Raw genomic sequence first — 21,789 nt, 5'->3', positions numbered from 1 at the left:
CGGGCCGCAAACCCCCCCCCCCCGCCGGGGCCGCCCCCCCCCCCCGCCCCCGCCCCCCCCCCGCGCCCCCCCCCCCGCCCCGGGGGCCGGGGGGGGGGGCGCCCGGGGCCCCCCCCCCCCCCCCCCCCCGCCCCCCGCCGCGCGGACCGTCTCAGGAGTGGGACAGCTGCCCGGCGCCACCCTGCCTGCGTATCCGTTCCTGCGCCCGCTCGGAGGCCTGAGCCTGCCGACGCACGCGGCGGCGCTCACGCCGCAGTGACCGCGCGGTGCTGCTCGGCGTCGACACGACGCCGTTGCGCTGGTTCCACACCTGCCGGGTCACCCAGACGTCCAGCGCGCCCCACGTGGCCAGCACCGTGCTGACCACACTGCTGATCACCATGGGGAACGCCAGCCAGGACCCGGCCAGGGTGCACAGGAAGGCGACCATCGCCTGTATCAACGTCACGGCGATGATCAGCACCGCGCGCACCGCCGCCGTACGCACCGGGTCGGGCATCCGGCGCCGCCGCGCGGGCTCGTCCACCCACAACGGGCGGTAGACCGCCCGTGCTTGTGCCGCGGTGGAACCACCCCGGGTGTTGCCGCCGCCGGTCCGCCGGACCTCGGGTGCCGTGTCGCGGGCCTCCGCGGCCGCGGGGACACCACGACCGGTCGACCCACGCCTGTCCGCCGGACTGTCGCGCCGCTCCGCTCTCACCTGCTCGATCGCCGGAATGTCGCGATCCGAGGCCTCGGGATCCCGCAGTGCCGTACTGCCCACCGCCGTGCTCTCCTCGGGCGCCTCACGCCGCTCCGCCGTGCCCATCACTGTGTCACTCCCCACCGCCAGCAGACCGCTCGCCTCCGAGTCGAAGACCCGGCTCCCCAGTGGCTGCCCGGCTTGCGCTGTTTTACGCCGCCCAGGTGCGGCAAACGGCTCGTGTGGCCGGTTCCGCCCCCAATTCCCGATGAGTAGGACGCACGACGTGCCCCGAAGATTCCCGAGTTGCGAAAAATTCTGGCCAACTCGTGTGCACGACCGACCGGATCCGGCCGGGTCCAGGGGATCGGATCCGGGGAGACAATCTCCCGTAATGACCGGACAACACACCATGTCTCGCCCCCGGGGCGGAAGTTCAGCTTCCGGACAGCTCTTCGAGTTCACTGTGCGTCGGTAGTAGGCTCGCGCCGTTTGTTGACGCACATGCGTACCCCCTGCCGGTGGGGGTTCGAGCTGGGGGAGGCCATGCGCTTTCGCGGGAAGTCGATCCGCCGGAAGATCGTGGCGCTGCTTCTCGTGCCGCTGGTGTCCCTGACCGCCGTCTGGGGCTTCGCCACGGTACTCACGGGACGCGAGGCGAGCCGCCTGTTCACGGTGTCGTCCCTTGTCGAGAAGGTCGGCTATCCGATCGAGGACACGGTCCGCGTCGTTCAGCAGGAACGCCGCCAGACCCTCGTCTACCTCGCCGACCCCCGTGCCTCCGACGCGCTGTCCGCGCTGCGCCGCACCCGGACCGCCACCGACGAGGCACTCGCCGAGATCCGCGGGAACGCCCAGGATCCCGACGTGCGCGACATCCTGGACCAGGACGATGGGGAAGGCCTGACCGCGGTGCTCGACGCCTTCGACGGCGTCGACTCGCTGCGCCGGAGCGTCGAGGAGGGCACCGTCACCCGAGCGCAGGCCCTCGCCCTCTACACCCAGCTGATCGACCCCTGCTACGCCCTGCTGGCCAAGCTGGACGTCGTCGACAGCGTGGAGATGGACAAGCAGTACCGAGCGCTCGTCAGCGTCGCCCGAGCCCGTGAACTCCTCTCCCGGGAGGACGCCCTGCTCGGCTCATCCCTGGTCGTGGGCCGGCTCAGCCACGAGGAGATCCGCGACGTCTCCGACCTCGAGGCCCAGCGGGAGGTGATCTACGAGATCAGCCTCGCCCAGCTGCCCACGGCGGAGCGCGAGCGCTACGAGAGCTTCTGGAAGAACGCCACCACCGCCCCGCTGCGCACCGTCGAACAGGCCGTCTTCGGCACCACTCCCGGCGGCATGCCCCGGGGCGTCAGCGCCAAGAACTGGGACACCGCCGCCGGAAACGTCCTCGACGAGCTCGGCACCCTGGACGAGCAGGCCAACGACCGTTACCAGGACCGTGTCCGCCCGGTCGCGATCGAGGTCATCGTCAAGGCGGTCGTCGCCTGCGTCTTCGGCCTGGTCGCCCTGCTGGTCTCCCTGGTCCTGTCGGTACGTATCGGCCGTGGCCTCATACGCGACCTGCGCCAGCTCCGGCTGGAGGCGCACGAGGCGTCCGGCGTGCGGCTGCCCAGTGTGATGCGCCGCCTGTCCGCGGGCGAACAGGTCGACGTGGAGACCGAGGTCCCGCGGCTGGAGTACGACAAGAACGAGATGGGCGAGGTCGGCCAGGCGCTCAACACCCTCCAGCGCGCCGCGGTCGAGGCCGCCGTCAAACAGGCCGAACTGCGGTCCGGGGTCTCCGAGGTCTTCGTCAACCTCGCCCGCCGCAGCCAGGTCCTGCTGCACAAGCAGCTGACCCTGCTCGACACCATGGAGCGCCGCACCGAGGACACCGAGGAACTCGCCGACCTCTTCCGCCTCGACCACCTCACCACCCGCATGCGCCGGCACGCCGAGGGCCTGGTGATCCTCTCGGGCGCCGCCCCTTCCCGGCAGTGGCGCAGGCCCGTGCAGCTCATGGACATCGTGCGCGCCGCGGTCGCCGAGGTCGAGGACTACGAACGCATCGAGGTCCGTCGGCTGCCGCGCCTCGCCGCCACCGGCCCGGCCGTCGCCGACCTCACCCACCTGGTGGCCGAACTCCTGGAGAACGCCACGGTGTTCTCCCCGCCGCACACCGCGGTCCAGGTGTTCGGCGACCGGGTCGCCAACGGCTTCACCCTCGAGATCCACGACCGCGGCCTCGGCATGGCGCCCGAGGCTCTCCTGGAGGCCAACCTCCGGCTCGCCGAGACACCGGAATTCGAGCTGTCCGACACCGACCGCCTCGGGCTGTTCGTGGTCAGCCGGCTCGCCCAGCGGCAGAACGTCCGCGTCTCCCTGCAGCCCTCGCCGTACGGCGGGACGACGGCCATCGTCTTCATCCCCGACGCACTGCTGACCGACGACGTCCCCGACACCAACGGCATCGGCTTCCGGCTCGACCGCCCCCGGACCCCCAAGGAGGCCGACGCCGCGGAGACCCGCAGGACCGCCCTCTCCCCGGCCTCGATGCAGCTTCCCGTGCCCGCCTCGATGCTCGACGGCCCGGTCGAACTGGAGGCCCCCGTCGGCCTGGACGCCCTCGGTGACTTCCCGGCCACCCTGGACGAGGACGACGACCACGGCGGTCTGTTCCGCCCGCGGCGCTCCCTGACCCGCACCGAGGACGAGCCGGCGGCGAGCTCCGCCGACCAGCACCACAAGCTCTCCGACGGTCCCGGCGAACCCCATGGGCCCCTCGTCGACGACCCGGCCGGTCCCGTCCCCCTCTCGCCCGGCCGCCGCATGCCCAAGCTGGTCAGCTCACACGGTCGCCCGGTCCCGGAACAGCGGCCCCGGCGCGCCGAGACGGACCCGGAGCCCCCGGCCAGGCCCGGCCCCCGCCGGGCGGAGAGCGACGGCCCGGCGCCGCTGCCCTCGCGCCGCCGCGGCATGACGGCGCAGATCCCCCGCAGCGGTGACACGCCCGAACGCCCCCGCAAGGGCGCACCGGAGCCGACCCAGCCTCCCGCCCTGCCACAGCGCACCCGGCAGGCCACGGCCCGGCCCGGCGGCCCCGGCGGCACCCCCGAGCGCCCGGACACCGCGTCCGGCGGGACGGACGGCAGCGGATCCGGCACGGGTGCGCTGCCCCGACGGGTGCGGCAGGCGAACCTCGCCCCGCAACTTCGGCAGGGTCCGGCCCCGCGCACCGAGGACCGATCCGACCCCGCGGACCGGGACGCCGACGAAGTACGCAGCCGTATGGCCTCGCTCCAGCGCGGCTGGCAGCGCGGCCGCGTAGAGAACGCCGAGGGCGACGATGCCCACAGCGGCGCAGCACCACAAGGAACGAAAAAGGGGGACGGTCGATGACCGCACCGAAGGCGACCGGCCACAGCACCACCAACAACGGCGAGCTGAACTGGCTCCTCGACGAACTCGTCGACCGCGTAGCCGGCATCCGCAAGGCCGTCGTCCTGTCCGGCGACGGTCTGCCGACGGGGGTGTCCAAGGACCTGTCCCGGGAGGACGGCGAGCATCTGGCCGCCGTCGCCTCCGGATTCCACAGCCTCGCCAAGGGCGTCGGCCGTCACTTCGAGGCCGGCAGCGTGCGCCAGACCCTCGTCGAACTCGACGACGCCTTCCTGTTCGTCACGGCCGCGGGTGACGGCAGCTGCCTCGCCGTCCTCTCGGACGCCGACTCGGACGTGGGGCTCGTGGCGTACGAGATGACGCTCCTCGTCAAGCGGGTCGGCGCACATCTGGCCACCACCCCACGCACCGATCTGCCCTCGGGCGGGTAGTGGGATGGCATGAGCACAGACGGACAGGGAAGAGGTCACTGGTTCGACGACGAGGCCGGACCGGTCGTCCGTCCGTACGCCATGACGCGCGGCCGCACCACCAGTGCGGTCCAGCACCGTCTCGATCTGATCGCGCTGGTCGTCGCCGAGCCCCACGCCGAGGACGCGGACGCGGACGCGTCGTTGTCCCCGGAGCACGTGGACATCGTCGATCTGTGCCGGGAAGCACCGCAGTCGGTCGCCGAACTCGCCGCCGAACTCAATCTGCCCATCGGCGTGGTACGGGTCCTCGTCGGCGACCTCGTGGACGCGGAGTTCGTCCACGTGAACCGGCCGGTGCCTCCTGCCGAACTGCCGGACGAGAGTATTCTGCGCGACGTGATCAACGGCCTCCGAGCGCTGTGAGCAGCGCGGAAACGAGGTGAGGACGTGACCGGTCGGCGTCGGAGAACCCTCAGTCAAGCCATCAAGCAGGAGAAGTGATCGATGATCTTCGGGCGTTCTGAGCGCGGCAAGCCCCCGGTCGAGCCCGTCACACTCAAGATCCTGGTGGCCGGCGGCTTCGGCGTGGGCAAGACCACCCTGGTCGGTGCCGTCAGCGAGATCAAGCCGCTGCGCACCGAGGAGTACCTCACCGAGGCGGGCCGTCCGGTCGACGACACGACCGGCGTCGAGGCCAAGCACACCACCACCGTGGCCATGGACTTCGGGCGCATCACCCTGCGCGAGGACCTGGTGCTCTACCTCTTCGGGACGCCCGGCCAGGAGCGGTTCTGGTTCATGTGGGACGAGCTCTCCGAAGGCGCGCTCGGCGCCGTCGTGCTCGCCGACACCCGCCGGCTCGAGGACTGCTTCGCCGCCGTCGACTACTTCGAACGCCGCTCCATCCCCTTCCTCATCGCCGTCAACTGCTTCGAGGGCTCAGCCCGTTACCCGGAGGAGGACGTCCGCGCCGCCCTCGATCTCGACGACGGCATACCAGTGGTGCTGTGCGACGCCCGCGACCGAAGATCGGTGAGGGACGTTCTGGTCGGCGTCGTGCAGCACGCGATGGACTTCGGGGCCGAACGCCGCCAGGCGATCACCACCTGAGACACCCGCACGGTCGCACGGCCCGTACCCCCGCCGACAGGGGTACGGGCCGCGGCTCGAGGGGACGCACGCGCGCGTACTAGCCTTCGCCGTCCTCCAGCCAACCGAAGCTCTTCTCCACGGCCTTGCGCCAGTTGTGGTACTCGCGGTCACGCACCGACGCGTCCATCGCCGGAGTCCACTCGGCGTCCTTGCGCCAGTGCGCCTCGAGCTCGTCGAGGTCGTTCCACACGCCGACGGCCAGCCCCGCGGCGTAGGCCGCGCCCAGACAGGTCGTCTCGGAGACCCGGGGCCGGATCACGGGCACGCCGAGCACGTCCGCCTGATGCTGCATGAGCAGGTTGTTCTTCGTCATGCCGCCGTCCACCTTCAGGGTCGTGATCCGTACCCCGGAGTCCTGGAACATGGCGTCCACGACCTCGCGCGTCTGCCAGCTCGTCGCCTCGAGCACCGCACGCGCGAGATGCCCCTTCGTGACGTAGCGCGTGAGACCGGTGACGACACCACGCGCGTCGGAGCGCCAGTACGGCGCGAACAGCCCCGAGAAGGCGGGGACGATGTAGGCGCCGCCGTTGTCGTCGACGCTCGCCGCAAGGCTCTCGATCTCGTCAGCCGTACGGATGATGCCGAGCTGGTCCCGGAACCACTGCACGAGCGCGCCCGTTATGGCGATCGAACCCTCCAGGCAGTAGACCGGCGCCTCACTGCCGATCTTGTAGCCCATCGTCGTCAGCAGCCCGCTCTTCGACGGCACCGGCCGGTTGCCGGTGTTGAGCAGCAGGAAGCTTCCCGTCCCGTAGGTGTTCTTCGCCGTGCCCACCTCGTAGCAGGTCTGGCCGAACACCGCCGCCTGCTGGTCGCCCAGCGCCGAGGCGACCGGCACGCCGCCGAGTTGGCCCACGGCCGTGCCGTACACCTCGGCGGAGGACTTGATCTCCGGCAGCATGGCCTCGGGCACGTCCATGGCGGACAGGATGGAGGCGTCCCACTGGAGGGTCTCCAGGTTCATCAGCATGGTGCGCCCGGCGTTGGTGACGTCGGTGACGTGCCGGCCGCCGTCGGTGCCGCCGGTGAGGTTCCAGATGAGCCAGGAGTCGATCGTGCCGAAGGCGATCTCACCGCGCTCGGCGCGCGCCCTGAGACCCGGCACGTTGTCGAGCAGCCAGGCAGCCTTGGGTCCGGAGAAGTAGCTGGCCAACGGCAGCCCGGTCTGCTCGCGGAAACGGTCCTGCCCGTCGGATCCCCCCAGCCGGGCGCAGAGTGCCGCGGTGCGGGTGTCCTGCCACACGATCGCGTTGTGCACCGGCTTGCCGGTGGCGCGGTCCCACAGCACGGTCGTCTCGCGCTGGTTGGTGATCCCGAGGGCGCTGATCTGGTCGGCGCGCAGTCCGGCCTTGGCGATCGCGCCGGCGACCACGGCCTGCACCTTGGACCAGATCTCCGTGGCGTCGTGCTCCACCCAGCCGGGCTTGGGGAAGATCTGGCGGTGCTCGCGCTGGTCGACGGCGACGATCGCCCCGTTCCGGTCGAAGACGATGCAGCGGCTGGAGGTGGTGCCCTGGTCGATCGCGGCGACGTACTTCTCGGCGTTGTCCGTCATGGCTACCCCTTGGGCTGGTTCGGAAGGCTGCGTGGACGACTGCGGCGGCGGTGGGACGTCTGCTCAGAAGGCCGCGTTGTAGAGGAGACCCGCGAGCGCTCCGCCGACCAGCGGGCCGGCGACCGGGATCCAGGCGTAACCCCAGTCCGAGGTGCCCTTGTTCGGGATGGGCAGGAAGGTGTGCACGATGCGGGGCCCGAGATCGCGTGCCGGGTTGATGGCATAGCCGGTGGGCCCGCCGAGGGAGAGACCGAGGCCGACGACGAGCAGGGAGACGATCAGCACCGTGATTCCGGATTCGCCCAGGCCCTCGGTCAGTCCGAAGGCGAGGACCGGCAGGACCAGCGCGATCGTGGCGATGATCTCCGTGATCAGATTGGCGACCGGATTCCGGATCTCGGGGATGGTGGAGAAGATGCCCAAGGTGGCCGTCGGCTCCTCGGCCGTGCCCCCGGCGGCGCCCTCGCTCCGGACGTTCGCCTGGAACTGCGCGAGGTACACCAGATACGCGAGGACGGCCCCGAGCATCGCACCCACCATCTGCCCCAGCAGATACACCCACACCTTGCCCCACTCGCCCGTGTCGACGGCGATGCCGAGGGTCACGGCCGGATTGAGATGCCCGCCCGACAGCGGCGCGGCGGTGTAGGCGCCGGCCAGCACGCCGAACCCCCAGCCGAAGGCGATCACGATCCATCCCGAGGCCCGGGCCTTGGAGTGTCTGAGGGTGACGGCGGCGCAGACTCCCGCGCCGAACAGGATGAGGATCGCGGTACCGATGACCTCGCCGACGAATATGTCTCCGTTGCTCATGGCGGCTCCTGGGCCCGGCCCGGGGCGGATCGGCCCCGGTGCTCCTTGCAGGGTGCTGTTCCCGTGGCTGCTGCGGCCGGAGCAGGGAGATCCCGCGCCCCGTCCGGCGTCCGTGACGAGCGTGCCGTCGTAGCCGAATCGCCCTCGGGGGAGTGGGCCTTCCCTCGGGAGCCCGCATGGCACGTGCCTGGATACGCCGAGAATGTACGGCGATGTCGGCTGACACCGGGAAGTGTTCACCGGTGCCCAGGGAGCGTCAAGGAGGCCGACCGCAACGGTTGGTGACGCCGCGGGAACGGCGCGCGACCCGAGGTGCGGGGCGCCGATCGTCGGCCGACGCCCCGGCTCGCCCCTCGCCGCCGCCCGACCTCGACCCGGGCCCCGGGAGGACCGGCATATGTCGCCGAGCCCGACGGCGGACCGTCGTCCGGAACCGGCCACTCCCGGTCCGGCCGCCCGTCCGGCCGCTGACGGCAGGTCAGCCCACCCCCGGCTCCGCCCCGGCCGCTCCCGTTCCCGCAGGGGCCATCGGCTGCGACCCTCGCCGGATCTGGTATCCGGCCAGCCCCGCGTGCCCCACCACCCAGCTCGCCCCTCGCAATGACTTCGCGGCCTTCTTCAAGGGCGCCAGACACGCCGCCGCCTGGCGGTGGTCGGTCACGCTGCCCGGCCGGCACAGGACCGTGGCCAGCGACAGCGTGACCGGGTGACCGCCCGCCGACCACGGAACGTCCAGCACGGTGCCGACCAGCGGTTCCAGGCTCTCCGGGTCGGCCAGCACCAGGAAGTCGTCCCCTCCGATGTGGCCCACGCACGCGTTCCCCGACATCGTCATCTGGAGTGCCCGACCCACCGACCGGATCAGCTCGTCGCCCGCGGCGAACCCGGCCCCGTCGTTGACCTGCTTGAAGTGGTCGATGTCCAGCCAGCTCAGCGCGAACACGCGCCCCTCGGCGATCCTCCGGTCCACCTCCCCGGTGATCGTGTCCGAACCGGGCAGTCGCGTCAGCGGATTGAGGCCGGCCGCCTCCTCGACCCGGCTCTCGGCCAACGCCCGTACGAGGTCAGCGAGCCGGACGACGCCCACGCAGCGCCCGCTGCGGTCGACGACCGCCACATCGTCGGAGGTACGGTCCGGGTCGCCGACCGCGACCACGTCCAGGACCTCCCACGCCGTCGCGTCGACGCCCACCGTCCTCGGCGGATCGCCGAGCTTGGCCGCGGGACGGTCGGCGTACAGGGCATGGCCGTAGCGCCCTGACATCGACAGCAGGAAGCGCGACCGGTGCACCGACCGGACGGGGACCCCCGCGCGGTCCACGAGCAGCACCCCGGACACGTCGGGCGAGCCCGTCAGCAACGCTCGCACGTGACCGGCCGAGGCGGTCGCCGGCAGCAGCGCGGCCGGCCGGACGAACTCCCGCACCGACGGCCCCGACCGGAGCGCCGGCAGGACGCCGGGTCCGAGCGGCGGAACGTACACGTCGGCGGCGGGCAACCGGCTCGGCGGCGCGAAGAGCGCGCCCTGGGCCAGCTGCGCCCCGGCCGACATCGCGGCCGCACACTGGAGTTCGGTCTCCACGCCCTCGACGACCAGCAGTGCCCCCAACTCGTCGCACAGCGTCCGCATCGCCCTCACCGCCGCGGGCCGTGCCAGGAGCGAGGCATCGAGCTTGACCAGGTCCGGCGCGATGTCGACGAGCAGCCGCAGCGGGGCGTCCCCGTCCCCGACCCCGTCCGCGCTGATCCGGAAGCCCTGGTCCCGAAGTGCCGTCACGGCCTCCAGGAGGGCGGGCTGCGGAACATGCGTGTAGGGCGGAACCACGTCGAGCGTGACTTCCCACGGCAACCGCCCCGCCTCGCGCACGGCGTCGTGCAGCGCGGTGAGCCCACCGAGATCGGCCAGAGTGCCGGCGAACACGTTCACGTGCAGGGGCAGCAGGGTCTCCTTGCGGGCCGCCGCGCGAAACGCCAACACCGCGAGACGTCCGTCGAGTTCGGGATCCCGGCGCGCCTGAGCCAAGATGTCGCCGGCCTCCGGGCGGGCGAGTATCTCCAGCCCCGCGACCCCTCCGGTGGTGAGGTTGACCACCGGCTGGAAGGCGAAGCGGAGAGTGTCCGTCCAGGAGTGCACGGCAGCATGATTGCGCTGCGGGCGTGCGCCCAGGCGCAGTTCATGAGACGTTCACACAGGTTTCCGGGGTGAACACGGAGGGTGAGAGGAGCCGGGCGAGAGAGTTGACACGGAGGCGTGGGGGCCCTCCTCACCGCACCGCGACCACCGCCGAACCATGCCCAAACAGCCCTTGGTTCGCCGTGACGGCCACGCGCGCGTCCGGGATCTGGCGATCGCCGGCCTGCCCCCGCAACTGCCAGGTGACTTCGCAGACCTGGGCGATCGCCTGCGCGGGCACCGCCTCTCCGAAGGAGGCCAGTCCACCGCTCGGGTTCACCGGTATACGGCCGCCCGGCGCCGTCACGCCCTCCCGCAGCAACTTGGCGGCCTCGCCGTCGCCGCACAGCCCCAGATCCTCGTACCACTGCAACTCCAGTGCGGTGGACAGGTCGTAGACCTCGGCGAGGGACAGGTCCTCGGGCCCGATGCCCGCCTCCTCATAAGCGGCTCGGGCGATCGAAGCCCGGAAGGGTTCACCGGCCGGCTCCGCCCCCGCCGCGGAATCGGTCGCGATGTCCGGCAGATCCAGCACCGTGCGGGGATACCGGGGCGTCACGGTGGACACCGCCCTGATCCGCACCGGCTCCGCCGCCCCGTGCCGACGGGCGAACTCCATGCTCGACAGCACCAGGGCCGCCCCGCCGTCCGACGTCGCGCAGATGTCCAGCAGCCGCAGCGGATCGGCGACCACCGCGGAGGCGGCGACCTCCTCCGCGCTGACCCGTTTGCGGTAGCGCGCATACGGATTCAGCGCGCCCATCGCGGAGTTCTTCACCTTGACCTGCGCGAAGTCCTCCGGCGTGTCCCCGTGCACCGCCATGCGCCTGCGCGCGTACAGCCCGAAGTACGTCGGGTTGGTCGCGCCGAGCACCCGGAACCGCAGCCAGTCCGGGTCGTCCGGCCGGTCTCCGCCCGCCGGCCGGAAGAAGCCCTTGGGGGCGGCGTCGGCCCCCACCACGAGGACCACGTCCGCCAGACCCGCGAGGATCTGGGCCCGGGCCGCGTCGATCGCCTGAGCGCCCGACGCGCAGGCCGCGTACACGCTCGCGACGCGGGCGCCCTGCCACCCCAGGGCCTTGGCGAACGTCGCCCCGGCCACATAGCCCGGATAGCCGCCACGCACCGTGTCCGCGCCCACGATCGAACCGACGTCCCGCCAGTCCACACCGGCGTCCGCGAGGGCCGCGCGCGCCGCCTTCACGCCGTACTCGACGAAGCCGCGCCCCCACTTGCCCCACGGATGCATCCCGGCGCCGAGCACCGCCACCTCCGCCGTCATCACGCCACCCCCGTCGGCCGCCATCGCCAGGTCGTCCAGGTCGTCTCCGTATCCTCGTCGAGCACGCCCGGGACGACCTCCACCTCCATGCCCACCGTCAGATCGGCGACGGTGACCCCGGGAACCGCCTGTCCGAGAACCACGATCCGCTCGGACTCCAGCTCCACAGCGATCAACGCGTACGGCTCCCACGGAAGTTCCGGATCGGTCACATAGGGTGACGGCGGACGGTACCGGCTGTCCGTGTACGACCAGACTCGTCCGCGCCGCGAAAGCGGGAACTCCTCCAGATCGCCGCCCCGGCACCCCGGGTTGCGGCAGTGCGCGTCCTCGCGCGGGAAGAACACCGACCCGCATGCCGAGCAGCGCGTGCCGAGGAGCCTGAAGTCGTCCCCGTCTCCGACGAACCATCCCGCGACCACAGGTGTGCGTGTGTGTGCCAAGACCCCTCCCGACAGCATGTCTGACGGAACGTCAGAAGTGTGTCACGGGCGTGGTGAAATGGGCAGGGCAGGAGACATGACACGACTTTCCGGCGCGGTACGCGGTGTCGTCACCGTGCTCGTCGCCCTGCTGACCGTGACCGCCGCGTCCACGACCGCGCGGGCGGACGCCGACCCCGTGGCCCCCCTGGCCCCCGCGGACTTCGTGGCCCTGAGAACCGTGGACCCGACGATCCTCCAGGAGATGCGCTACTTCACCCCGCACAACTTCGTCGGTGCACGCATCGACGGCTACCGGCAGCCGATCTGCATCCTCACCCGGCCGGCCGCCGAGGCCCTGCACCAGGCCCAGAAGAACCTGCTCGGCCGGGGATACACGCTCAAGGTGTACGACTGCTACCGCCCCCAGCGCGCCGTGAACCACTTCGTCCGCTGGGCCGAGGACCTGAACGACGAGACGACGAAGGGGGAGTTCTACCCGAACGTCGACAAGACCCGTCTGTTCGAGGACGGTTACATCGCCGAGAAGTCCGGACACAGCCGCGGCTCGACCATGGACCTGACCATCGTGAAGCTCCCCGCCGCCCCGACCAGGCCCTACGTGCCCGGTGAGCCCCTTGTGCCGTGCTACGCGCCGCAGCAGCAGCGCTTCCCCGACAACTCGGTCGACATGGGCACCGGATTCGACTGCTTCGACACCTTGGCCCACACCATGGACCCGCGCGTCCAAGGGCTGCAACGGGCCAACCGGACGCTCCTGAAAAGCACTCTGGAAGACCTCGGTTTCGTGAACCTCGCCGAGGAGTGGTGGCACTACACCTTCAAGCCCGAGCCCTACCCCGACACCTACTTCGACTTCCCCGTGTCCGCCAGGTCTCTCGCCCAGGGGTATTGAGCCGCCTCGGTACGACGCCCTCCCCAAGATCGGATACGCTCCGCCGGGTGTCCGAAACTCTGCACTCCACTTCGAACTCCGCGCGCGACTCCCACTGTTCGAGTTGCGGAGCGCCCTACGGGGAGGGCGCCACCGGCTGGCCCCGCACCTGTCCGGCCTGCGCCACCGTGGCCTACCGCAACCCGCTGCCGGTCGCCGTCGCGCTCCAGCCCGTGTACGACACGAAGGGCACCGCCCTGGTCGTCATCACCCGAACCATCGCCCCCGCGCGCGGGGGCATCGCGCTGCCCGGCGGCTACATCGACGACCGCGAGGACTGGCGCCAGGCCGTCGTGCGCGAACTCCGGGAAGAGACCGGCATCGACGCGGCGCCCCGCGAGGTGCGGCTCGCCGACGCCATGAGCTCTCCCGACGGCCACCTCCTGCTGTTCGGGCTGCTGCCGGAGCGCCCCGCGGACCGCCTCCCGGCGACCGCCCCCACGGACGAGACCGAGGGCTGGCACCTTCTGCACAGGCCCGAGGAGCTCGCCTTCCCCCTGCACACGCTCGCCCTGCGGGCGTTCTTCGAGGGCCGCTACATCTGAGCTCACCGCTCGTCGAGTCCGCGTACCCGCACCCGGTGGGACGGCACGTGCACGCCGTCCTCACCCTCCCGCTCGACGACGACCCGCGGCCCCTCCCAGCGGGCGACGTACCGCTCGACCTCCGGCTCCTCCCAGCCGTCGCCCGCGTCCCGCACGACCACGCCACCACCCGTCCGCCCCCGCACCGGCGCCCACACCTCCAACTCCAGCCGGCCGTCGTCTCCGCGCACCGGTATGACGGCGCCCGCGCGCGCGAGCACCGGAATACGCGACGGCGGGGCGTCCACGAGCACCTGCCCCGGCCCCTGATACGCCCGCCCCGTCGCCGTGTCGTACCAGCGCCCCCGCGGCAACTGCACCGCTCGCCGGTCGCCGCCGGGGGCGAGCACCGGGGCCACCAGAAGGCAGTCACCCAGCAGGAAGGCGTCCTCGCAGTCCCGCAACGCCCGGTTGCCGGGCGCCCCCCACCACACCGGACGCACATAAGGGGCCCCCGTACGCCGGGCCAGATGCGCCAGCGTCACGAAGTACGGCAGCAGCCGCCGACGCTCGACGAGCGCCGTCCGCGCGTGCTCCAGCACCTCGGCGCCGAACTCCCACGGCTCCCGGTACCCCGCCCGCACGCTCGCGCGCGTGCGGAACAGCGGCAGGTACGCGCCCAGCTGGAGCCGGCGCAGATACAGCTCGGGAGACGGACCGCCGTCGAAGCCACTCACGTCGGAACCCGCATACGGCACTCCGCACAGCCCGAGCCCCAGCACCAGGGACAGCGACGCCCGCAACCCCGGCCAACCCGTGGTGACCTCCCCCGACCAGACGCCGCCGTAATGCTGCACGCCCGCCCAGCCGGACCGTGAGACGACGAAGGGACGCTGCTGCGGCACCAGCTCCCGCAACCCCTCGTAGGCCGCCGAGGCCATGCACAGGCCGTACACGTTGTGGGCCTCGCGATGGTCACCCCCGCGTCCCTCCAGAGCATGCCGGGCCGACCGGGGCAACGTCGACTCCCCGAAGGCGGCGATCACCGTCGGTTCGTTCATGTCGTGCCAGAAGCCGGCGAACCCCTGCGCGATCCGCTCCGCGTAGAGACCTCCCCACCACCGCCGCACGCGCGCGTGGGTGAAGTCCGGGAAAACGGCCTCCCCGGGCCGGGCGACTCCCTTGACGAGCCGCCCCGACGCATCCCGTACGAACGCGTCCCCCGCCACCCCGCCGTCGTACACGGCGTTGCCCGGCACGGCCTTGACCGCCGGGCCGACGGCCGACACCAGGCGTATCCCGTCCCGTCGCAGGTCCTCGGCGAGCACCGCCGGCTTCGGGAAGCGCTCCTGATCGACGGTGAACACCTGGTGCTCGTCGTAGTGGTCGACACCCAGGTGGACGGCGTCGAGCGGCAGACCGTGCTCCTGATGGCCCGCCACCGTCCGGCGCACCTCGTCCTCGCTTCCCCGGCCCCGGCCCGCGAGCTGATGACCGAGCGCCCACGCGGGCGGCAGCGCGGGCGCCCCGGTGAGCGAGACCCAGGCGAGCAGCACGCGCGCGGGGGTGCCCACCACCACCCAGCAGCGCAACGGACCGCCGTCCATCCGCACCTCGCACCCCCCGGACCGGTCGTGCCCGGAGCCGGCCCCCTCCTCGCCCTCCCGCAGCGTGACCGTGCCGTCCCAGGAGGTGTCGTGGAACACCAGGTGAGTGGCCGCGTCGGCCACGACCAGCTGCACCGGCATCGTCAGGGGGAGGGGGTCGTCCCCAGGGCCGAACGCCCGCCCGGGATCCGTGTTCCACAGCCGGTACGTCCCGTCGCGCAGCCGCGGCCCGGACGCCCGCCCGCCGAGACCGAAGAACCGCGCGTCCGCCGCCACCTCCGAACGCTGCATCCAGCGCGCCGGGCCGCCCCCTTCCGGTTCCCACCACCGGGGCGGCAGCTCCCGCCGCAACATCACGCCTCCGGGCGTGCACACCTCGATGGCACCGTGCCGTGACACCACGACCGTCACCCGCTCGGCGATGACCCGCCACCCGCCGTCCTTGTCGGGCTCCAGCACCGCTCGGGGATCCGGCTCCGGACAGCGGCCGGTCAGCGCGTACGACGGCTCGGGCTCGGCCCCGTCCCAACCCCAGAACACCGCGCCGTTCACGGCGACGCGGATCCTCAGCTCGGAGCGACTGAACCGGAGCGTCCCACCGCCGGGCCCCGGCTCCACCTCCTGCACAGGCCCCGGCACCCGCGCGCGCTCCGGACCCCGCACCGGCAGGGCGGCGGCGTCGGCACGGTTCCTGCGCCAAGCGGCCCGCACCGTCCGCAATCCCTGGGCAGCTCCCGCGGAACCGACCGCCTTCATCGAACGCACCAGGTCACGACCGTCCATGCTGTTCACCCTGTCACTGACCGCGCGACGCGCGCGGGTCGTTCAACTGCCGTTCACCCGTGGTGAGGCCACATCTTCACGAGACGGACTGTGGGGAACCCACCCTGGTGCAGAAGTCGATCACATGGCATCGTCCGTGTCAGCCGCGTCACGCGCACCACCCCAGCTCGTGCGCGGGCGACGCACACGACGCGTACAGCCCGGGAGCCGCCCCATGCCGACCGTGAACCCCGAGCCGCTCTGGCGGCCCGATCCGCAGCGCATCGCCCAGGCCCAGGTCACGAAGTTCCAAGCCTGGGCGGCCGACCAGCACGGAGCCCCGTCCGACGGCGGCTATCCGGCACTGCACCGCTGGTCCGTGGACGAGCTGGAAACGTTCTGGAAAGCCGTCACGGAGTGGTTCGACGTACGGTTCTCGACGCCCTACGCGCGCGTGCTGGGCGACCGCTCCATGCCCGGCGCCCAGTGGTTCCCCGGAGCGACGCTGAACTACGCCGAGCACGCCTTGCGCGCGGCCGCCACCCGCCCGGCCGAACCGGCCCTCCTGTACGTCGACGAATCCAATGAACCGAGCCCGGTGACCTGGTCCGAGCTGCGCCGCCAGGTCGGATCACTGGCTGCCGAACTGCGCGCACTCGGCGTCCGCCCCGGTGACCGCGTCAGCGGCTACCTCCCGAACATCCCGCAGGCCGTCGTAGCCCTCCTGGCGACGGCCGCCGTGGGCGGTGTCTGGACCTCCTGCGCCCCCGACTTCGGCGCCCGCAGCGTCCTCGACCGCTTCCAGCAGGTCGAACCCGTCGTCCTGTTCACGGTCGACGGCTACCGCTACGGCGGCAAGGAGCACGACCGCCGTGACGTCGTCGCCGAGCTCCGCGCCGAACTGCCCACCCTGCGCGCCGTCGTCCACATCCCCCTGCTGGGCACGGAGCCGCCCCAGGGAGCCCTGGAATGGTCGGCCCTGACGGCCGCGGACGAGGCACCCGTCTTCGAACAGGTTCCCTTCGACCACCCCCTGTGGGTGCTCTACTCCTCCGGTACCACCGGCCTGCCCAAGGCGATCGTCCAGTCTCAGGGCGGCATTCTGATCGAGCACCTCAAGCAGCTCGGCCTGCACTGCGACCTGGGCCCCGACGACCGCTTCTTCTGGTACACCTCGACCGGCTGGATGATGTGGAACTTCCTCGTCTCCGGCCTGCTGACCGGCACGACGATCGTCCTCTACGACGGCAGCCCCGGCTATCCCGACACGGGCGCCCAGTGGCGGATCGCCGAGCGCACGGGCGCCACCCTGTACGGCACCTCGGCCGCGTACGTCATGGCCTGCCGCAAGGCGGAGGTGCACCCGGCCCGCGACTTCGACCTCTCCAAGGTCCAGTGCGTCGCCACCACGGGATCCCCGCTGCCGCCCGACGGCTTCCGCTGGCTGCACGACGAGGTTCGCGACAACCTGTGGATCGCCTCCGTCAGCGGCGGCACGGACGTGTGCTCCTGCTTCGCCGGCGCCGTCCCGACCCTCCCGGTCCACATCGGCGAGCTCCAGGCGCCCGGCCTCGGCACCGACCTGCAGTCCTGGGACGCCGACGGTCACCCCGTGATCGACGAGGTCGGCGAACTCGTCGTCACCCATCCCATGCCGTCCATGCCGGTCCGGTTCTGGAACGACCCCGACGGCAGCCGCTACCGCGACAGCTACTTCGACACCTACCCGGGCGTATGGCGCCACGGCGACTGGATCACCGTCACCTCACGCGGTTCCGTCGTCATCCACGGCCGCTCCGACTCCACGCTCAACCGCCAGGGCGTACGCATGGGCTCCGCCGACATCTACGAGGTCGTCGAACGGCTCCCCGAGATCAAGGAATCCCTGGTCATCGGCATCGAGCAGCCCGACGGCGGCTACTGGATGCCCCTCTTCGTGCACCTCGCCCCGGGAGCCGTACTCGACGAGGCGCTCCTCGGCCGCATCAAACAGGCCATCCGCGAACAGCTCTCGCCGCGCCATGTGCCCGACGAGGTCATCGAGGTACCCGGAGTCCCGCACACCCTCACCGGCAAACGCATCGAGGTCCCGGTCAAACGCCTCCTCCAGGGCACCGCCCTGGAAAAGGCGGTCAACCCGGGCTCCATCGACAACGTCGACCTCCTGCACTTCTACGAGGACCTCGCCCGCAAGCGGGCCTGAGCCGCCGCGGACGGCCTCGGACTCACCCGGAACCACCACCACAAAGTCCGAGGCCGACCGATACCGGGCGCCGCGCCCCCTCCGGTCGCCACTCCCCGTCACCACCACGATCGTCATCGGGCCCCTCGACCGCCTGCCCTGCCTTCGACCATGACACCCGCATGACCTGCATGTATTTGCGCACCGAGGTTCGCGATCCGACCACGCGAGGCCCGTTGTCAGTGCCGCCGGTTACTGTGAGTGAGCATTGATCGACTCACAGGGGGAAACATGGCACACACCGACGACCGGACCATGCGACGTGTCCTGCGCCGTGAGATCGCCGGCACCATCGGCCTGCTCACCGACGAACACGACTTCCGTGCCATGCGGCGCTACCGCACCTTCACGTTCGACGATCACGCCGTCTACCTCCGACAGGTCGAAGACCTCCTGAAGACACGCGCCATGCAGGGCACCCACACCACCGTGGCCCTCTTCGACCCGCAGGAATACGCCGAGTACTGCACCGGCAGGGGACTCGACCCCGACATCCCCGCCAACCGCACCCGCTTCACGGCCGAACTCGCCACCACGGGCCCCACCATCCCCTACGAGGGTCAGCCCCTCGCCGACCTCCTGCCCGCCCTCGTCGACGAAGCCGTACGCCAGGCGACCTGGGAGTACGCGGCGACCCTGCTCGCCCGCCTCGGCGCCTGCGCGACGTGCGGCGAGGACATCGGCCGCGCCGCCTTCACCCGCGCGTCGGACCTCGTCGCCCGCATCCTCGACACGGCGCCACCCGGCGACCGGCACCTGGTGTGCAGCGTGACCGGCACTCCCGAAACACTCGTCGCCGTACTCCACGCGGACGACGAGGCCGACGGCGCCACCCAACTCGACGAGGCCGAAGCACTCGAGTTCACCACCGTCCTCGCCCTCGGCCTCGCCACCCGGAGCCCCGGCGGCCTGGTCATGCGCACCACGGCCCCCGACACCGCCGACCGGATCTACGGGTGGCGGCTGCGCGGCGACGGCCTCGAATCCCTGACCGCCGGCGAGGTCTTCGACGCCTACTGCACCGACGTGGAGTCCGGCGACCTCATCTCACCCGAGTCCAACGTGGACTACTGCTTCCCACCGGACCTCGGCGAGGAGGGAAAGACCCCGGGCCACCGCCACTGACCGAAAGGGACGACGAGGACCCCCAGACACAGCAGGGGCGCTCCACCCGAAGGCGGAGCGCCCCTGATTCACCGACCGATCGCCGGCCGGAACCGACTACTCGCCGGAGAGCACCGCCTGCGCCGCGGTGCGCGCCTCGTCGGCGCTGTCCGCCGCACGCGCGGCAGCCGCGGCACGCTCGCACTGCGCCAGCGTGTACTTCGCCAGCGCGGTACGCACGTAAGGAATCGACGCCGCCCCCATGGAAAGAGAGGTGACTCCCAGACCCGTCAGCACACACGCGAGCAGCGGATCGGACGCGGCCTCGCCACACACACCGCAGCTCTTGCCCTCGGCCCGGGCCGCCTCGGCGGACAGGGCCACGAGGTCCAGCAGAGCGGGCTGCCACGGATCCTGTAGCCGGGACACCGCACCCACCTGCCGGTCGGCGGCGAACGTGTACTGCGCGAGGTCGTTCGTGCCCAGCGAAAGGAACTCGACCTCTTGCAGGATCGAACGAGCCCGCAGAGCGGCCGACGGGATCTCCACCATCGCACCGAACTTGGCCCGCAGCCCCGCCTCGCGGCAGGCGTCCGCGAACGCCTTCGCGTCCGCACGGTCCGCCACCATCGGCGCCATGACCTCGAGGTAGACGGGCAGCCCCTCGGCGGCCTTCGCCAACGCCGTCAGCTGGGTCCGCAGCACGTCGGGGTGGTCCAGCAGGGTCCGAAGTCCACGCACGCCCAGAGCCGGGTTGGGCTCGTCGGCCGGAGTGAGGAAGTCCAACGGCTTGTCGGCGCCCGCATCCAGCACGCGCACGACGACTCGTCCCTCGGGGAACGCCTCGAGCACCTTCCGATAGGCCTCGACCTGCTTCTCCTCGGACGGCGCGCTCTTGCTGTCGTCGAGGAAGAGGAACTCGGTACGGAAGAGTCCGACACCTTCCGCACCGGCTTCCACGGCGGCCGGCACATCGGCGGGCCCCCCGACGTTCGCCAGCAGCGGCACCTTGTGGCCGTCGGCGGTGGCACCCGGGCCGGTCGCGGCGGACAGCGCCGCCCTGCGCTCAGCGGCGGCGGCCTCGAGCTGGGCCTTCTTCTCTTCGCTCGGGTTCACGAAGATGTCGCCGGTGCTGCCGTCGACGGCGATCACCGTTCCCTCGGCGAGCTCACCGGCACCGGGCAGGGCCACGACGGCCGGCACGCCGAGCGCACGCGCCAGGATGGCGCTGTGGCTCGTCGGCCCGCCCTCCTCCGTCACGAAACCGAGCACGAGCGTGGGGTCCAGCAGCGCGGTGTCGGCGGGCGCCAGGTCCCGGGCCACCAGCACGTAGGGCTCGTCACTGTCCGGGACACCGGGCATCGGAACGCCCAGCAGACGGGCGACGATACGATTCCGCACATCGTCGAGGTCGGCCACACGACCGGCGAGGTACTCGCCGGCTCCGGCCAGCAACTCACGGTAGGCGGCGAAAGCGTCGTACACGGCACGCTCGGCCGTGCTCCCCACGGCGATGCGCCGATCCACGTCGACCATCAGCTCGGGGTCCTGGGCCATCAGGGCCTGCGCCTCGAGCACCGCCTGGGCTTCGCCCCCCGCCAGATTGCCGCGCGCCATCAGATCGGCTGCCACAGCTTCCACGGCCTTGCGGGCGCGCCCCTGTTCGCGCTCCGCCTCCTCCGCCGGGATCTGTTTGGCGGGCGGTTCGAGCACCGCCGTTCCCATGTGCCGAACCTCGCCGATCGCCACACCGTGACTCACGCCGACGCCTCGCAGCGTTGTCTCCATCTCACCCGTCTCCGATAGTGCGGCGGGTCCCGCCGCCGCGGTGGTTGTCCTGCGTGCCGTCCGAATGACGGCGTCAGCACTACTGCCAGGAAAAGAGAACGTCGCCGGTCTTGACGTCGCCGTCTGCACGGAGTTCGCCGAGCGCGTCGGCCGTGGCCTCCAGCGCGACGACCGGGCACACCGGGGACTTGCCGGCCTCCTCCACGGCGGCCGGGTTCCATCGCACGATGCTCTGCCCGCGCGTCACGGTGTCGCCCTTGTTCACCAGGAGCTCGAAGCCCTCGCCATTGAGCTGCACGGTGTCGATCCCGAGATGGGTGAGTACCCCATGTCCCTCGGAGTCGACCACGACGAAGGCGTGCGGGTGGAGGGAGACGATGACTCCGTCCACGGGTGCGACGGCCTCGGAGGGCTCACGCACCGGGTCGATCGCCGTGCCCGGGCCGACCATGGCCCCGGAGAAGACCGGGTCCGGCACGGCCGCCAGCCCGATGGCGCGTCCTACTAGGGGGGACGTCACGGTGGTCATGGGAAGCCTCCCAGGGGTGGAGATGTATATGGACCGTCACTGCGAGTCCACGGCGGCGCACTGTGCAGCAGGGTATGTCATAAGAAGTACCGGTTCCGCACGAGAACACCCGATCCGTGGTCTAGACCACTAGCCTAGTCGATTTGCAGCTGCTCCGCGGCCCCGTGTACAGTCGTACTCCTGCTTGAGGGTGAGTGACGCGATCAAGCGCGCTTACCGAGCAGCACCCAACTTGTCAGATCCTATCTCTGGATCATCTTCCGCATGTCTGCGGAACGGTGGTCAGGGGGACGGAAAAACCCTGATAGAGTCGGAAACGCAAGACCGAAGGGAAGCGCCCGGAGGAAAGCCTGAGAGAGTCTCTCGGGTGAGTACAAAGGAAGCGTCCGTTCCTTG

The 21,789-nt window shown here is 71.3% G+C and carries 17 protein-coding genes; 8 read left to right on the top strand and 9 right to left on the bottom strand.

Going from position 1 to position 21,789, the window contains the following annotated elements; all coding sequences use genetic code 11:
* Positions 1-151 precede the first annotated feature (151 nt).
* The gene (locus tag ACIRPU_RS43665; protein ID WP_403878600.1) at positions 152-808 is read right to left on the bottom strand and encodes a hypothetical protein; all 657 of its coding nucleotides are present in this window, start codon (positions 806-808) and stop codon (positions 152-154) included.
* Between the two features lie 420 nt (positions 809-1,228).
* On the opposite strand from ACIRPU_RS43665, the gene ACIRPU_RS43660 reads away from it, so the two are divergent.
* The 4 genes from ACIRPU_RS43660 (at position 1,229) to ACIRPU_RS43645 (ending at position 5,592) form a co-directional block, all read left to right on the top strand.
* Positions 1,229-4,069 carry a nitrate- and nitrite sensing domain-containing protein gene (locus tag ACIRPU_RS43660; protein WP_403878604.1) on the top strand — a complete coding sequence of 947 codons (2,841 nt, stop codon included), beginning with the start codon at positions 1,229-1,231 and terminating at the stop codon, positions 4,067-4,069.
* Entirely contained in the window at positions 4,066-4,500 is a 435-nt protein-coding gene (locus ACIRPU_RS43655) for a roadblock/LC7 domain-containing protein (RefSeq protein ID WP_355705387.1), read from the top strand. The genes ACIRPU_RS43660 and ACIRPU_RS43655 overlap by 4 nt, the downstream gene beginning before the upstream one ends.
* 9 nt (positions 4,501-4,509) lie before the next feature.
* Entirely contained in the window at positions 4,510-4,905 is a 396-nt protein-coding gene (locus ACIRPU_RS43650) for a DUF742 domain-containing protein (protein WP_403878597.1), read from the top strand.
* A gap of 81 nt (positions 4,906-4,986) precedes the next feature.
* Positions 4,987-5,592, top strand: coding sequence for a GTP-binding protein (locus ACIRPU_RS43645; protein WP_403878594.1), 606 nt, complete (start codon positions 4,987-4,989; stop codon positions 5,590-5,592).
* Positions 5,593-5,671: 79 nt separating this feature from the next.
* On the opposite strand, the gene glpK is transcribed toward ACIRPU_RS43645, so the two are convergent.
* The 5 genes from glpK to ACIRPU_RS43620 form a co-directional block, all read right to left on the bottom strand.
* On the bottom strand, positions 5,672-7,192 hold the full coding sequence (gene glpK, locus ACIRPU_RS43640; RefSeq protein ID WP_403878591.1) for a glycerol kinase GlpK: 1,521 nt from the start codon (positions 7,190-7,192) through the stop codon (positions 5,672-5,674).
* Positions 7,193-7,255: 63 nt separating this feature from the next.
* A complete protein-coding gene (locus tag ACIRPU_RS43635) occupies positions 7,256-8,005 on the bottom strand; it encodes an MIP/aquaporin family protein (RefSeq protein WP_403878587.1) in 750 nt (249 codons plus the stop codon).
* A gap of 478 nt (positions 8,006-8,483) precedes the next feature.
* Positions 8,484-10,139: an EAL domain-containing protein gene (locus tag ACIRPU_RS43630; RefSeq protein ID WP_403878584.1), complete on the bottom strand. Its 1,656-nt coding sequence runs from the start codon at positions 10,137-10,139 to the stop codon at positions 8,484-8,486.
* Positions 10,140-10,269: 130 nt separating this feature from the next.
* A complete protein-coding gene (locus ACIRPU_RS43625) occupies positions 10,270-11,460 on the bottom strand; it encodes a lipid-transfer protein (protein ID WP_384122956.1) in 1,191 nt (396 codons plus the stop codon).
* Positions 11,460-11,882 (bottom strand): zinc ribbon domain-containing protein, encoded by a 423-nt coding sequence (locus tag ACIRPU_RS43620; protein WP_355705501.1) that lies wholly within the window; start codon positions 11,880-11,882, stop codon positions 11,460-11,462. Before ACIRPU_RS43620 ends, ACIRPU_RS43625 begins: the two co-directional genes overlap by 1 nt.
* 97 nt (positions 11,883-11,979) lie before the next feature.
* Between ACIRPU_RS43620 and ACIRPU_RS43615 the strand changes: the two genes are divergently transcribed.
* Together ACIRPU_RS43615 and ACIRPU_RS43610 are read left to right on the top strand one after the other, a co-directional pair.
* Positions 11,980-12,798: a M15 family metallopeptidase gene (locus tag ACIRPU_RS43615; RefSeq protein WP_403878581.1), complete on the top strand. Its 819-nt coding sequence runs from the start codon at positions 11,980-11,982 to the stop codon at positions 12,796-12,798.
* 47 nt (positions 12,799-12,845) lie between these two features.
* Positions 12,846-13,382: an NUDIX domain-containing protein gene (locus ACIRPU_RS43610; RefSeq protein WP_355705379.1), complete on the top strand. Its 537-nt coding sequence runs from the start codon at positions 12,846-12,848 to the stop codon at positions 13,380-13,382.
* A 2-nt stretch (positions 13,383-13,384) separates the two neighbouring features.
* Here the strand turns inward: ACIRPU_RS43610 and ACIRPU_RS43605 are convergent, their stop codons facing one another.
* Entirely contained in the window at positions 13,385-15,751 is a 2,367-nt protein-coding gene (locus ACIRPU_RS43605) for a TIM-barrel domain-containing protein (protein ID WP_403878577.1), read from the bottom strand.
* Positions 15,752-15,965: 214 nt separating this feature from the next.
* Between ACIRPU_RS43605 and ACIRPU_RS43600 the strand changes: the two genes are divergently transcribed.
* Together ACIRPU_RS43600 and ACIRPU_RS43595 are read left to right on the top strand one after the other, a co-directional pair.
* Complete coding sequence (locus ACIRPU_RS43600; RefSeq protein WP_403878574.1) at positions 15,966-17,933, top strand: acetoacetate--CoA ligase; 1,968 nt, start codon at positions 15,966-15,968, stop codon at positions 17,931-17,933.
* Between the two features lie 270 nt (positions 17,934-18,203).
* Complete coding sequence (locus tag ACIRPU_RS43595) at positions 18,204-19,097, top strand: hypothetical protein (RefSeq protein ID WP_384122948.1); 894 nt, start codon at positions 18,204-18,206, stop codon at positions 19,095-19,097.
* A 96-nt stretch (positions 19,098-19,193) separates the two neighbouring features.
* On the opposite strand, the gene ptsP is transcribed toward ACIRPU_RS43595, so the two are convergent.
* Both ptsP and ACIRPU_RS43585 read right to left on the bottom strand, forming a co-directional pair.
* Positions 19,194-20,864 carry a phosphoenolpyruvate--protein phosphotransferase gene (gene ptsP, locus ACIRPU_RS43590; protein ID WP_355705500.1) on the bottom strand — a complete coding sequence of 557 codons (1,671 nt, stop codon included), beginning with the start codon at positions 20,862-20,864 and terminating at the stop codon, positions 19,194-19,196.
* A gap of 79 nt (positions 20,865-20,943) precedes the next feature.
* Positions 20,944-21,393: a PTS glucose transporter subunit IIA gene (locus tag ACIRPU_RS43585; RefSeq protein WP_403878571.1), complete on the bottom strand. Its 450-nt coding sequence runs from the start codon at positions 21,391-21,393 to the stop codon at positions 20,944-20,946.
* Between the last annotated feature and the right edge of the window lie 396 nt (positions 21,394-21,789).

It is taken from the genome of Streptomyces sp. NPDC102259, assembly GCF_044766465.1.
GTDB lineage: Bacteria > Actinomycetota > Actinomycetes > Streptomycetales > Streptomycetaceae > Streptomyces.
This window is presented reverse-complemented; position numbering and strand designations above follow the sequence as displayed.

What these genes read in the sequence shown, in the direction of transcription:
- ACIRPU_RS43665 (WP_403878600.1), bottom strand. Translation starts at nt 808, where the DNA reads ATGGGCACGGCGGAGCGGCGTGAGGCGCCCGAGGAGAGCACGGCGGTG.
- ACIRPU_RS43660 (WP_403878604.1), top strand. Translation starts at nt 1,229, where the DNA reads ATGCGCTTTCGCGGGAAGTCGATCCGCCGGAAGATCGTGGCGCTGCTT.
- ACIRPU_RS43655 (WP_355705387.1), top strand. Translation starts at nt 4,066, where the DNA reads ATGACCGCACCGAAGGCGACCGGCCACAGCACCACCAACAACGGCGAG.
- ACIRPU_RS43650 (WP_403878597.1), top strand. Translation starts at nt 4,510, where the DNA reads ATGAGCACAGACGGACAGGGAAGAGGTCACTGGTTCGACGACGAGGCC.
- ACIRPU_RS43645 (WP_403878594.1), top strand. Translation starts at nt 4,987, where the DNA reads ATGATCTTCGGGCGTTCTGAGCGCGGCAAGCCCCCGGTCGAGCCCGTC.
- glpK (WP_403878591.1), bottom strand. Translation starts at nt 7,192, where the DNA reads ATGACGGACAACGCCGAGAAGTACGTCGCCGCGATCGACCAGGGCACC.
- ACIRPU_RS43635 (WP_403878587.1), bottom strand. Translation starts at nt 8,005, where the DNA reads ATGAGCAACGGAGACATATTCGTCGGCGAGGTCATCGGTACCGCGATC.
- ACIRPU_RS43625 (WP_384122956.1), bottom strand. Translation starts at nt 11,460, where the DNA reads ATGACGGCGGAGGTGGCGGTGCTCGGCGCCGGGATGCATCCGTGGGGC.
- ACIRPU_RS43615 (WP_403878581.1), top strand. Translation starts at nt 11,980, where the DNA reads ATGACACGACTTTCCGGCGCGGTACGCGGTGTCGTCACCGTGCTCGTC.
- ACIRPU_RS43605 (WP_403878577.1), bottom strand. Translation starts at nt 15,751, where the DNA reads ATGGACGGTCGTGACCTGGTGCGTTCGATGAAGGCGGTCGGTTCCGCG.
- ACIRPU_RS43600 (WP_403878574.1), top strand. Translation starts at nt 15,966, where the DNA reads ATGCCGACCGTGAACCCCGAGCCGCTCTGGCGGCCCGATCCGCAGCGC.
- ACIRPU_RS43595 (WP_384122948.1), top strand. Translation starts at nt 18,204, where the DNA reads ATGGCACACACCGACGACCGGACCATGCGACGTGTCCTGCGCCGTGAG.
- ptsP (WP_355705500.1), bottom strand. Translation starts at nt 20,864, where the DNA reads ATGGAGACAACGCTGCGAGGCGTCGGCGTGAGTCACGGTGTGGCGATC.
- ACIRPU_RS43585 (WP_403878571.1), bottom strand. Translation starts at nt 21,393, where the DNA reads ATGACCACCGTGACGTCCCCCCTAGTAGGACGCGCCATCGGGCTGGCG.